The organism is Arcobacter ellisii (genome assembly GCF_003544915.1).
Classification (GTDB): Bacteria; Campylobacterota; Campylobacteria; order Campylobacterales; family Arcobacteraceae; genus Aliarcobacter; species Aliarcobacter ellisii.
Genome location: NZ_CP032097.1, coordinates 1589510 through 1602427, shown reverse-complemented (window position 1 = coordinate 1602427; position 12918 = coordinate 1589510). Strand labels below are relative to the sequence as shown.

Annotated in this window: 12 protein-coding genes; 5 read left to right on the top strand and 7 right to left on the bottom strand. The window is 26.0% G+C overall.

What is annotated here, in order from left to right; all coding sequences use genetic code 11:
• Positions 1-152 precede the first annotated feature (152 nt).
• Genes AELL_RS08245 through AELL_RS08235 form a run of 3 tightly spaced genes read left to right on the top strand, consistent with a single transcriptional unit; the run spans position 153 to position 2387 of the window.
• Positions 153-1034 (top strand): DMT family transporter, encoded by an 882-nt coding sequence (locus tag AELL_RS08245; protein ID WP_226805968.1) that lies wholly within the window; start codon positions 153-155, stop codon positions 1032-1034.
• Positions 1035-1043: 9 nt separating this feature from the next.
• Positions 1044-1853, top strand: coding sequence for an aldo/keto reductase family protein (locus AELL_RS08240; RefSeq protein ID WP_118917486.1), 810 nt, complete (start codon positions 1044-1046; stop codon positions 1851-1853).
• Between the two features lie 9 nt (positions 1854-1862).
• Positions 1863-2387: a YbhB/YbcL family Raf kinase inhibitor-like protein gene (locus AELL_RS08235; RefSeq protein ID WP_118917485.1), complete on the top strand. Its 525-nt coding sequence runs from the start codon at positions 1863-1865 to the stop codon at positions 2385-2387.
• Here AELL_RS08235 and AELL_RS08230 read toward each other — a convergent pair.
• Positions 2375-3259, bottom strand: coding sequence for a LysR substrate-binding domain-containing protein (locus tag AELL_RS08230; RefSeq protein WP_118917484.1), 885 nt, complete (start codon positions 3257-3259; stop codon positions 2375-2377). The two genes, AELL_RS08235 and AELL_RS08230, sit on opposite strands and share 13 nt — an antisense overlap.
• A 97-nt stretch (positions 3260-3356) precedes the next feature.
• On the opposite strand from AELL_RS08230, the gene AELL_RS08225 reads away from it, so the two are divergent.
• A complete protein-coding gene (locus AELL_RS08225; protein WP_118917483.1) occupies positions 3357-4358 on the top strand; it encodes a YeiH family protein in 1002 nt (333 codons plus the stop codon).
• A 31-nt stretch (positions 4359-4389) separates the two neighbouring features.
• Here AELL_RS08225 and AELL_RS08220 read toward each other — a convergent pair whose 3' ends face one another.
• From AELL_RS08220 to AELL_RS08205, 4 genes are all read right to left on the bottom strand, one after another.
• A complete protein-coding gene (locus AELL_RS08220; protein WP_118917482.1) occupies positions 4390-5220 on the bottom strand; it encodes a phosphate/phosphite/phosphonate ABC transporter substrate-binding protein in 831 nt (276 codons plus the stop codon).
• A gap of 9 nt (positions 5221-5229) precedes the next feature.
• Positions 5230-6357, bottom strand: a complete 1128-nt coding sequence (locus AELL_RS08215) for an acyl-CoA dehydrogenase family protein (RefSeq protein ID WP_118917481.1) — start codon at positions 6355-6357, stop codon at positions 5230-5232.
• 10 nt (positions 6358-6367) lie between these two features.
• Positions 6368-7618: a ferritin-like domain-containing protein gene (locus AELL_RS08210; RefSeq protein WP_118917480.1), complete on the bottom strand. Its 1251-nt coding sequence runs from the start codon at positions 7616-7618 to the stop codon at positions 6368-6370.
• Between the two features lie 158 nt (positions 7619-7776).
• On the bottom strand, positions 7777-8511 hold the full coding sequence (locus AELL_RS08205; RefSeq protein ID WP_118917479.1) for a DsbC family protein: 735 nt from the start codon (positions 8509-8511) through the stop codon (positions 7777-7779).
• 209 nt (positions 8512-8720) lie between these two features.
• Here AELL_RS08205 and AELL_RS08200 point away from each other — a divergent pair, with 209 nt between their 5' ends.
• Positions 8721-10004: a methyl-accepting chemotaxis protein gene (locus AELL_RS08200; RefSeq protein WP_118917478.1), complete on the top strand. Its 1284-nt coding sequence runs from the start codon at positions 8721-8723 to the stop codon at positions 10002-10004.
• A gap of 31 nt (positions 10005-10035) precedes the next feature.
• Here AELL_RS08200 and AELL_RS08195 read toward each other — a convergent pair whose 3' ends face one another.
• Both AELL_RS08195 and AELL_RS08190 read right to left on the bottom strand, forming a co-directional pair.
• Complete coding sequence (locus tag AELL_RS08195) at positions 10036-10911, bottom strand: AEC family transporter (RefSeq protein WP_226805967.1); 876 nt, start codon at positions 10909-10911, stop codon at positions 10036-10038.
• Positions 10912-11359: 448 nt separating this feature from the next.
• Positions 11360-12871 carry an IS1634 family transposase gene (locus AELL_RS08190; RefSeq protein WP_118917477.1) on the bottom strand — a complete coding sequence of 504 codons (1512 nt, stop codon included), beginning with the start codon at positions 12869-12871 and terminating at the stop codon, positions 11360-11362.
• Between the last annotated feature and the right edge of the window lie 47 nt (positions 12872-12918).

The window sequence follows — 12918 nt, the reverse complement described above, 5'->3', positions numbered from 1 at the left end:
AGGTCGTCCTTACTTACTTGGTAAAATTTTATACAATTTTTAATAATAAGACAATAAATATACAAAATTTTTAAAAAACTAACACCATATAAATAACTTCAAAAACTTATTCCACTATGATTAGGTTTATTTTTTATATTAAAAGGATTTTTTTGACACAAACTTTAAAAGCTCATTTTATGGTATTTATAGCTACTTTTTTAGTTGCTGGTTCATTTATAGCAAGTGCAAAACTTTCAGGAGTAATTGATTCTATCTCCTTAACTTTATATAGATTTGTTTTAGCAGCTATTATTTTAGCTCCAATCATTTTAATAAAAAAAGAGTTTAGAGCAAAAATTATTTCAACATTTCCAAGAGCTATGATTATAGGATTGTTTTATTCTTTATATTTTATTGGAATGTTCAAAGCTTTAGAAACAACAACAGCCCTAAACACAGGAACTTTATATACTTTAGTTCCTTTGATGACAGGAATTTTATGTATATTCTTTTTTAAAGAAAAAATGAGTTTAAAACAACTTTTTATATATTTTATAGGAATTATTGGAACTTGTATTGTTATTTTTAAAGCAGATTTTGAACTGTTTTTAGGCTTTTCTTTAAGTGAAGGAGATATTATTTTTTTACTTGCTTCAACTTCAATGGCTTTATATTCAATATTTTTAAAACTTTTACATAGAAAAGGAGATATTCTTTTAGTTTTAGTTTTTACAACACTAATTGGTGGATGTTTTTGGATGTTTATAACAATGCAAGTTTTAAATATACCTTTTGGATGGGAAAAAATCAAAGGGGATTTATTTTATTGGATGAGTTATTTAGTGATTGGAACGACAGTTGTAACTCTATATTTATATCAAAAAAGTTCTATTATTTTAGGTCCTAAAAAATTGATGGCTTATGTCTATTTAAGTCCAGCGATGGTTGCAATTTTATCTTTTATAATAGAAAAACAGACTATTAGTTTTAATGTTTTTATAGGAATTATAATCTCAACATTTGCTACAATAGTTTTATTAAAACAAAAATAAGAGAAGATTATGAAAATACCAAATATGATTTATGGAACAGCTTGGAAAAAAGAAAATACAACTACTTTAGTTTTTGAGGCGTTAAAACAAGGATTTAAAGGTATTGATACAGCGTGTCAACCAAAACATTATAGAGAGGATTTAGTTGGTTTAGGTTTACAAAAGGCTTTTGAAAGTGGTATAAAAAGAGAAGATTTATTTATTCAAACAAAATTTACTCCAATTGATGGGCAAGACCAAAACAATATGCCATATTTAGAAAGTGATGATATAGAAATTCAAGTAGAGAAATCTTTTGAAACTTCTAAAAAAAATCTAAAAACCTCATTTATAGATGCTTATATTTTACACTCTCCTGTATATCCTGGAAGTAAACTTCAAAAAGTTTGGCAAAAAATGGAAGAGTTTTATGACAAAAAAGAAGTAGGAGCTTTAGGAATTAGTAATTGTTATGAGCTGGATGTTTTAAAATATTTATACAACAATGCAAGAATAAAACCAACTATTATTCAAAATAGATTTTATGCCCAAAGTGGTTATGATAAAGAAATAAGAGTTTTTTGTAAAGAAAATGGTATAACTTATGAGAGTTTTTGGTCACTAACAGCAAATCCTCATATTTTAAATAGTGATATATTAAAAAATTTATCAGTAAAATATGAAAAAGGTGTAGCAGAGATTTTTTATAGATTTTTAAATCATATAAATATAGTTCCACTAAATGGTACAACTTCAACAAAACATATGATAGAAGATTTAAAAATTAGTGAGTTTGAGCTTACAAATGAAGAGATTAGTTCAATTTTAAATTTATTATAAGGAGAAAAAATGAAAAAAATATTTTTAAGTTTAGGTTTATGTGCTACTTTTTTATTAGCAGATAATTTTACTTTAAGTAGTTCAGATTTAGAAGGTCAATTAACATCAAAACAAGTGTTTAATGGTTTTGGATGTACGGGAGAAAATATCTCTCCTGAACTTTCATGGAAAGATGCTCCAAAAGGTACAAAATCATTTGCAGTAACTGTTTATGACCCAGATGCACCAACAGGTTCTGGATGGTGGCATTGGTTAGTTTTTGATATTCCAAAAGATAAATTTACTCTTCCAAGAGGTTTTGGAAATAGTGAATCAAAAGATGTTATTCAAAGTATAACTGATTATGGTAAAAGTGGTTTTGGTGGAGCTTGTCCTCCTATTGGAGATAAAGCTCATAGATATGAATTTACAGTTTATGCTCTTGATATTGAAACTTTAGGTTTAGATAAAAATGCAAATCCAGCACTTGTAGGATTTTATTTAAACTCTCATTCTTTAGCAAAAGCTTCACTAATTTCATATTACGGAAGATAAAACTCTTTAAATCTATTTTTTAGAAATTCAATCAGGGTTTCAAAAAGTAGATTTTTCGTTTTTTCTTTATGATAAACCAAATAAAATTCTCTTTTTAGTTCTAAATTTTTTAGTTTTATTTGAAAGAGTTTTTTCTCTTTTAGTTCTTCTTCTACAATTATTTTTGAGATAGCTGTTACAGTATCTGGATTATTTAAAACAATTTTTTTAATCTCTTCAAAATCTTGTAATTGCATAAAAATATCTAACTCTTTAGATATTTCTCCAATACAATTTATAAAAATTTCCCTTGTTCCTGAGCCAGTTTCTCTTAAAATCCATCTTTTTTTGATAGCATCAATAAAGGCAATTTTTGGGTGGTTCTCATCACTTGTAACAACTATTAATTCATCATCACATAGTTTTTCTTTTATTAAACTTGAATTTTGTGTATCAACTTCAATTAAACCTATATCAAGTTGAGATTTTAAGATTTTATCAATAATTTTACTTGAATTTATAGTTGAAATATCAAGTTTTACATCTTTGTATTTTGTCAAAAAATCATAATAAATATTTGGCATTATATAGTTAGAAATAGTTCTACTTGAAGCTATTTTTATGTTTCCTGCTAGTTTATTTTCTTGGAAAATTGTTTGTGCATCCATAAGTGCTAAATAGTGAGGAAGAGTTTTTTCTTTGAAATATTTTCCCTTTTCATTTAGAATTAATTTTTTTCCAATTCTATCAAATAGTTGTTCATTTAAAGAGTTTTCTAGCGATTTAATTGCTAATGAAATTGCTGATTGACTAATATTTAATTCATTTGCTACTTGCGTAACTTGAGGATTTTCACTTAATTTATAAAAAAAATGTAGCTCTTTTAGTGTCATATTTTTCCTTATTAAAAATATTAATCATTATATTAAAATTAATATATTTTACAAATTAAAAAAATGGAGTTATACTTACAAAATTAAAGGAGTTATTATGAAAAATACTTTTTATGGAATTTTATTTGTTGGAATATTTTCTTTATTTGCAACACTTTTAGCAGAATTAGATTTTTTTAGAAATTTAGGAATTAGTTCACTTATTATTGGAATAGTTCTTGGAATTTTTTATGCAAATACAATAAAACACAAATTTTTAGATTTTGGAAAAAGTGGAATAATCTTCTCAACAAAATATATTTTACGATTTGGAATTATTTTATATGGATTTAGATTGACTTTACAAAATCTACAAGAAGTTGGATTTGGTGGAATTTTTATTGCTTTTTGTATAGTTCTTTTTACTTTTATTTTTGGATATTTTATTGGAGTAAAAGTTTTAAAACTTGACCGAGAAATTGCGATTTTATGTAGTGCAGGAAGTTCTATTTGTGGAGCTGCTGCTGTAATGGCAACTTCAAGTGTATTAAAAAATGAAGCTTATAAAAGTGCAATAGCTGTTTCTTTTGTGGTGATTTTTGGAACTATTGCTATGTTTTTATATCCATTTTTATATAAACTAGGAATATTTGATTTTAATCCTTCTCAAATGGGAGTTTATATAGGAGCAACTTTACATGAAGTGGCACACGTTGTAGGTTCTTCAAATAGTTTAGGAGAAATGGTAGCTAAAGATGCAATTATTGTAAAAATGATAAGAGTGATATTTTTAGTTCCTTTTTTAATTTTATTATCATTTTGGCTTATAAAAACTACATTTCATAATAAAAAAGAGAAAACAAAAATTATGGTTCCTTGGTTTGCAATTATATTTATAGTTGTTGTAGGATTTAACTCTTTTGGGTTTTTAAGTATTAAAACAATTGAAACTATAAATTTTGTAGATAATTTTGCTCTAACGATGGCAATGACAGCTTTAGGAATGGAAACAAGTTTTAATAAATTTAAAAATATTGGTATGAAACCATTTTATTTATCTTTGATTTTATTTGTTTGGCTAACTATTGTGGGATATTATTTAGTAAAATTCTTTTTTTAAATAAGTATCTTTTTAAAAGATACTTATTTTTTTACCAATTATTTTTCATTAAATCTTGTTCAAACATAGCTTGTGTTAAAACATCATAACCTTTTAATTCTTCAGTAGTTGTAACAACCCATTTATTTAAACCTTCCATTTGCATCATTTTTTTGATGATTGGTTCATTTGGGTCTTGTGAAAGCATCATATCAACAAATGTTTTTTTCACTTTTTCATCTAAACTATTCAGAGCTGTAAAGTTACAATGACAATATCCCTCACTTACATAAAAAGATTCGATTTCACCTGCAGGAAATAATCCCTCTTCAATAATTCTAATCCAAGTGCTAATACCAATTGCTCCTGCATCAATTTCATCTTCTTTTATTGCTTCGATGATATCAAATTCACTTCTTCCTGTATCTCCATGTTTTCCTAAATCTGAATTAAATTTAATGATTTCAACTTCATTGATTTTTTCTTTTAGTTCATTTTGTAGATATTTTAAAGGTAAAATTGCTGCTTGAGCTGAATCTGCACTTCCAAGACCAAACTTTTTACCTTTTAAATCTTGAATTGATTTAATACCATTTTTTGCTTTTGTGATAAACACAGATTTAAAATCAATATCTGTATCTCTCATAAGTAAAGCTTGTGCTTTTTGATTACTTAATTCATAAGTTCGCACCCAAGCAACATTTGTATTCCATGCAATATCTATTTTTCCAGATAATAAATATTCAATTTGTGCTTCATAGTTTGAAAATAGAATATAATCAAGCCTTATTCCATTATCATTAAAATAATCTCTAATAATATCCCAAATTGGTACAACTTTTGGGTCATAAGCAACTGAACCCACAACTATTGGTTTTTGCATTTTTTATCCTTATAAAATTGATTGATTTGTTAAAGCTTTTCCAAGCCAAGTCGTAAGAACATCAGTACTTGGAGCCATAACTTGTGCTGCTAAAGAATCTCTTAACAATCTTTCAATATTTATTCTTTTAGCATATGCTGTACCTCCACCAATCTTCATAGCTAGTGTACAAACTTTTACAGCCATTTCAGATGCATGAATTCTTGCAGCTAATACATTTGCTTGTGCCATTGGGTCAGCTTCAATTACACTTTTCGCAGCACTTAATGTAAAATATTTCGCACTTGCTGCATTTGTATAGATTTCAGAGATATGATTTTGAACAGTTGGAATATTACATAAAGCTGTTTCATCACTATATTTTCTATTCATTGAATACTCATTGATTGAATTACAAGCATTTAAAGCAACTCCACTATAAACTGCTGCTAATCCCATGATAAAAAATGGTCCAACACAATTAAATATTTGATCAAGTCCACTTCCACTTGCACCAATCCTTGATTTTTCATCAATTCTTACATCTTTTAAAATCATTGGACAAGAAGCATTTCCTCTCATACCAAGACCATTCCAAGCACTCTCTTCAAAAGTAATTCCAGCTAAATCTTTTGAAATAATCCAGTTATCTAAACCTTCACTTTCAACAGAGTTTGCATCAATTAAATAATAATCAGCATAAGTAGCAGATGTAACAAAACTTTTTCTACCATTCATAAATAAAGTTTCATTCTCTTTTGTAACTTTAATTTCTGGATTATAAAAGTGTGTTCCTGTTCCACTTTCACTATATGCAAGTGCTAACATAATTTCACCATTTGCAATTCTTGGTAAAAACTCTTTTTTTAGTTCATTACTTCCATAAGTTGCAATACAATTTGTTGCAACATTGTGCATCATATAACATAAAGCTGTTGTTGCACAATAATTTGCAAAAGCTAAAATAGTTTGTGTATGGTCTTGAAAATTTAGTCCCATTCCTCCAAACTCTTTTGGAACTAAAAGACCTGTTAATTTTTTTCCCTTGATAGCTTTGAAACTTTCAACTGGAAATTTTCCCTCAATATCCACATTGTTAGTATATGGTGCAATATTCTCTTTTGCAAACTCTAACATTTCATTATATAAATTTGACATTTTTCCCCTACTACATAAAATTTGGTGTATGAACTTTAGAAATATCATTTGCTAAATCTTCATCCATACCTATATCTATTAATCTTTTTATTCTGTTTGTATTCATTTTTTGTTTTAATTCTTCAACTAAATCAAATCCTCTTTTATAATCCTTTGGCTCATTACTTCCACCTGCTAGAATTGCAAGTGATTCAAGTAAAATAGAAGATTCACTACTTACTTCATCCATAAACTCTTTTCTTTTATAAGCAGTATTTTTTAAAGCATTTATTCTATTTGGATTTTGTTCAATGGCTGATTTTACATGTTCAACACCATACGCAACATGACGCATTTCATCTCTTTTTGCTAAACGAATGATTTTTTTTGTTGCATCATCAGGCATATGTTTTTCCAAAAATGAGAGTAAATCTACAAAAGTACCTTCACCCATAACATGAAGTAAAAATGAACTTTTTATATAGTCATTTTCTTTAAAAAGTGAGAAAAGTGAACGTTGAGTTACTTCACTTGAATATTGAAATCCTCCACCATTTGCATTTGCACGTTTTGTAAAAACTTCAATATGTCTTGCTTCATCATTCATAAGTGATGATAAAAAAAGAGGAACTTCCATATAGTATGGATTTATTTTACTTATAAATTTTCCAGGAATATATAAAGCTGAAAATTCATTTTCAACTAAATAAGTCATGATTTGGCATACAGCTTTTTCTAAAACTGGATTTAGATTTGGTATTTCACTCCAAGGAATATCCGTTGTTGCATTCCATTGAAGATTTTTTCCTTCTTCATACAAAACTGAAATAGGATTTGACCAAACTTGTTCTTTAAAAGATAACTCAAAATCATAAATTGGACTATTTTCTTGAGTTATAATTCCCCTTGTTAAAAGCCCATTATCAATTGGAGCTTTTGCTAAAATTTTCTCACTTAACTCTAAGTCTTTTAGTTTTGGATTTGAAGTATCAATACCTTTCATTTTTTTGCCCCAAAAAGCTTTTGAAGTAAAAGAATTTTTACTTATCTTTTGGATTTTATAAGAGTATTGATTTTTTAATGTAGTTCTACCTAAAAAAAGATGACCTTTAAGTTTTGCCCATCCTTGAAGTTCAATTTCAATATTTGCTTTTAGTGAAATAATTTCAATTATTTCATAAATATTTGCTAATAAAAAAGCATTTTCTAGTTTCAAAAATAGTGCTTTTGAAGGAGGTAAATCACCAGTAAATATAGATATACAATGATTTTGATTATTCAAAATGAATCTCCAAAATTAAAATTTAATTTTGGCCATGCAGTAAATTTGTTTAAATTAACGATGGAATCTCTACCTGAGATCTCGAGTCGTTATTTTAACAAAAAGATTTAAAAAGTAAATAAAATTTTACCAAAATAGTAAAATCAAAAATGATTTTACTATTTAACTTCTATTCCAAATTTTTCAAGTAAGTTAACCCAAATAATATTATTTCCATTTTTGTCAAATATTGTTGGTGTTCCTTGAACATTTAAAGAAATTCCTAATTGAATTTGTTCTTCTAATTGTTTTTCAAGTTTTGCAAGTTGGGCTTGTGTATATTTTGCATTTTTTACTTTATCTAAATTTTCACTTGCATCAAACATTGCATCAATTTTTGCATTTAATGTTTTTTGACTCATAATGTATAATGATAAATCTTTTGCATTTTCATGTGATTCTAAAGGAAAATAAAATACTCTTATTTTTACTTTATCTTTTATTTGTGGAAGGTATGATTCTAATTTTTTACAATATGGACACTCTGGGTCTGTAAATAAATAATACTCTTCTTTTCCATTTCCATAAACAAATGCCTCTTTTCCTTTTGCTTTTGTTAAATCAACAGGAGCTGAAATTTTCATTCCATTATTTACATCAATTACATCACCTGAAAGAATAAGTTTTTTATCTTTTGTTAAATAAATCTCATCATTATTTCCTTGTACATTAATACTTAGAATATATAAACTTCCAATATCAAAAGCTTTTACGATTTTTATTTGTGCTCTTTTAAATAACTCTAATTGTTCCATTTGAGTTATTTCATTTTTTGATACTTCTTTTATTGCAGCATTTAAACTACAAGTTGTGATAAGAAAAATAAATAACATTTTTTTAACTAAATCAAACATAAGGTTTCCTATACAAAATTTTTGCGTATTGTATCTAGTTTATGTTGATTATGAGACTAAAATTGTATCTTTTCTTTATATGAAAAAATAATAATTTTATAAAATGCTATTTTAATGCTACTATAATCAAAAAATAACGAAATTTTTTAAGCTTTTCTTTTAACTTTTTTGATGTAGAATAGTGACAAATTTTAATATAAGGCAAAATTATGGAAAATGCAAAAAAATATCTAGTTGCAGGATATATTACAACAATATTTTCAGTAGGATTTTTGTCTTATTTATCCCATATAAATAGTGAATATTTTCTTATTTCCAGTTTGATTTTTATTTGTATTATCTCATTTTTCTTTTTTTATGGAATGAATTTGTTAAAAGAGAAAAAAGAGTTAATAATTTTAGATGAAAAAAAAGATGATTTAGAAGAGGATTTTATAGAAGAATTAGTTACTCAAAGTTCTTTGATGTCGAAAAATATTTTTAAGAATAAAATAAATATAAAAACAAAAAATCAAAATTTCCAAACTATTGCAGATAATATAAATCAAACAGCAAATAATTTATCAAGTAGTTTTGATGAGATGTTACAATTTTTTGAAAAATATCAAAAAAATGATTTTACAGTTGAAATAAAAAACAATAAATCAGAAGAGTTACAAACTCTAATTGAAGCTATAAATAAACTAAATGTAAAAATTTCAAGAATGTTATTAAGTAGTTTAAAAAGTGGAAATATGTTCAAAAAAAATGCAGATTCACTAAAAAATAATATGGAATTATTAAGTGCAAATATTGTTACTCAAGCAACAATTCTTGAAGAGACATCAGCTTCAATGGAAGAGATTACAAGTAGTGTTAGAAATAATAGTTTGGATGTTGATAAAATGTTAACTTACTCAAATGAACTTTTAATCTCAGTAAAAAGTGGTTATAAAAGTGCAAAAAATAGTGCTGAATTGATGGATAGAATTAATGATAAAACAAAATCTATCGAAGAAGCAATAACTGTAATTGACCAAATTGCATTTCAAACAAATATTTTATCTTTAAATGCAGCTGTTGAGGCTGCAACTGCTGGAGAAGCTGGACGTGGATTTGCAGTTGTTGCAGCGGAAGTACGAAATTTAGCAAGTAGAAGTGCAGATGCAGCCAAAGAGATAAAATCTTTAGTTGAAAGTGCAACAAAAGAGGCAAACAATGGTAAAAATGCTTCAACTGATATGATAAAAGAGTATGATGTTTTAAATGAAAATATTCAAAAAACAAAAGAAATTATAGAAAATATCTCTTCTTCTTTAAAAGAGCAAGAAAAAGGAATAGAGCAAGTAAATGTTGCAGTTGCAGATTTGGATAGAGCAACTCAACAAAATGCCTTAAGAGCCCAAGAAACAAGAGAAATTGCAAATCAAAATGACCAAATGGCTACAACAATGGTTGTAGAAACAAATAAAACAAATTTCTTTGGAAGAGATGAGTTTAATAGAAAAAATTAGAGATTTAAAGATTTTCTTTAAATCTCTTTTTTTAAAGAAGATTAAATAAAATTCCAGTTGTTAAAAAAGAGATAATTATTCCATATCCCACAATTGCAGAACTTAGTCTTGGTGCAAGTCCTGCCATTGAAGCTATTGCACCTGCTGTTATCATAGGAGCCATTCCTGCTTCCATGATTGATACGATTGAAGCTTGATTATCCCAAGCAAAAATTTTACAAATAACAAAGGCAATTAGTGGTGCAATAATCAATTTTACTATTAAAGCTACACTAAAAGGTTTTATTTCTTCACGTGGAAGTTTTAATTGAAGTTGAAGACCAACTGCAACTAAAGCTATTGGTACAATTGTACTTGCAAATGAGCTTAAAACTTTTGAAATTATTGGATTAAATTCAACTCCAATTAAAAATAAAGCTACAACTAAAGATAAAAATGGTGGAAAAGTTAAAACTTTTAGAGTAATTATTTTAAAAGTAATTTTTGAATTATTTGAATAATAAGAAGCTATAAAAGTTCCATAAGTTGCAAGGGCAATAAAAGTTCCTAATTGGTCATAAACTAAAACATAAGGCATTGCACTTTCGCCCATATAAGCATTTATTATTGGAATTCCTAAAAAAGAACTATTTGTTAAAATTGAAACAAGCATTAAAGAACCTGTAATCTCTTTTGAAAAAGAGAAAACTTTTGATAAAAAAAGAATTAATAAAGCACTAATTCCCATTACAAGCCAAGCTACAATTATGGGAATAATCATATCAATTGAAAAACTAAGTTTTGGAATTTGAAGTAAAATCATAGCAGGAAGTGAGATATAAATAGCAAATTGATTTAAAATAGTTGGTGCATCTTTTGAATGTATATTCCAATTAATTTGATCTCTATTACAAAAACTTTTGATCAATTACAAAAAATTATAGAATTAGTTTTATATTTGATTAAATTAAATCCAAATAATATTTTTATTTAATAAATAAAAATTCTATGTTAGTGAGTATAAAAATTGAAACTGTATTTTTAAAAGAAAATAAAAAGAGTTGTTTCGTTAGAGACCGTTTAGTAAACATATAAAATATATTAAATTATAAGCTTTAAACAAAAAAGTGACTTTGTCCAGAGTTTTGTATCAGCAGCTAATAGTCATAAAAATCTAATTCATATAATTCGACAATTTAGTTTAAAACTTAAAGAAAGTTCAAAAAACTACAGGTTGTGGAACTCGTTTTTAAAACTCATCTATGTAACAAATTTTTATCCACATAGCACTTGAAAGTTTAACAGCATAGATTTTAAGAGTAGATGATTAATTTCATTTACTCTTGACTTTCTCAAATAGACACCCAATATTAGGTTTAATAAAATAGTTTATATATTTGTTCTTGTTCTGGAGATAATTCTAATAATGAAATTTCATTATCATGAACTATTCCGTACATAGATTTTATAAATCCTATTGCATTTTTTCTTTTAATTGAAATATTATTTATTTTTAATTTTCTATCAAACTCTTTATATACTGTATATGCAACGAATGAAATTAAAATATGTGAATATATTCTATGTTCTAATCTATGATATATTGGTCTAATTTTTAAATCTGTTTTAGAAATTCTGAAAGCTCTTTCTATATGCCAAAGATTTGTGTAATGTTCAATTATTTGTGTTGGATTTAATGAAAAATCATTTGTAACAAACCCTTTTAATCCGTCAAAGCTTGAATCATAATTATATTTATCTTCATCTATTGATATTGTTGTTTGAGAATCTGAAAGTACTAAATATTTATTATAACCCTTATTATTTAAATGTGCTTTTGTAAGATTACCTGATTTTATTTTTATTTTTAATTTCTCATAATTTTTTGTTCTTGTATATCTATCTTTTTTTGCTCTTTGTTGTGAATATGAAACTATCATCTTTTGATTTTTTGAAAAATATATTGTCTCATTATTTTTCTCATCATTTAAATTTAGTGATACGATTTTATTTTTTATTTCACTTGAGCTTGATTTTATTCTAGCACCTAAAATATATCTATAATTCAATTTTTCTAGTTCTAATATATTTGCTTCACTTAGTAATCCACTATCAGCTACAACTATTGGTTTTTCTATATTAAATTTCTTTTGAAACTTTTCAAGCATTGGAATAAAAGTTTTACCTTCATAGCAATTACCCTCATGTATTTCAAATCCTAAAGGATAACCTTCTAATGAAGTTAAGAGTCCTAAAATTATTTGTGGTTTTGTGAATTTTCCATCTTTACTAAATCCTACTTTTCTTAAATCATCTTCACTTGATGCTTCAAAGTACAATGTTGTTACATCATAAAAACTTACTCTAATTCCACCAGTTACCATTGATGTATATTCAAATATACATTGTTCTATTTTATCTTTTAAATTTAAACTTAATGTATCTAAAAATCTATATATCTCATTTTTATCAAGATTTTGATGTTTATAAATATACAAATAATCTATAAGATTTAATTTACTACCTGGATCAATTATTCTTGATAAAACTAGCTGTTTAAACAACTCTTTTTCTTTTAATTTTTTAAGTATTTTATCACAGCCTATATATTCCATTATATATCCAAATATAATATCTGGTCCTACAACTGAAATCTCTTTATTTTTTATACCAATAAATCTATGTTTTTTCTCATTAAATTCAACTGCATCAAATAAATTTGGATTAAGTTGTTTTAATCTTGATTCTGCTTTTGCAATATAAAACTCTAACTCTTTTTTATCTTTTACACATGCTATTGTTTCAACAACTTTATATTTACCATTACTCTTATCAATAATTTGAATACTAATACTGCCACTTGGATTTTTTCTTTTACGAATAAACATATAAAATTGTAGCTAATAAGAGATAATCAATAGGCTAGACACCCAAA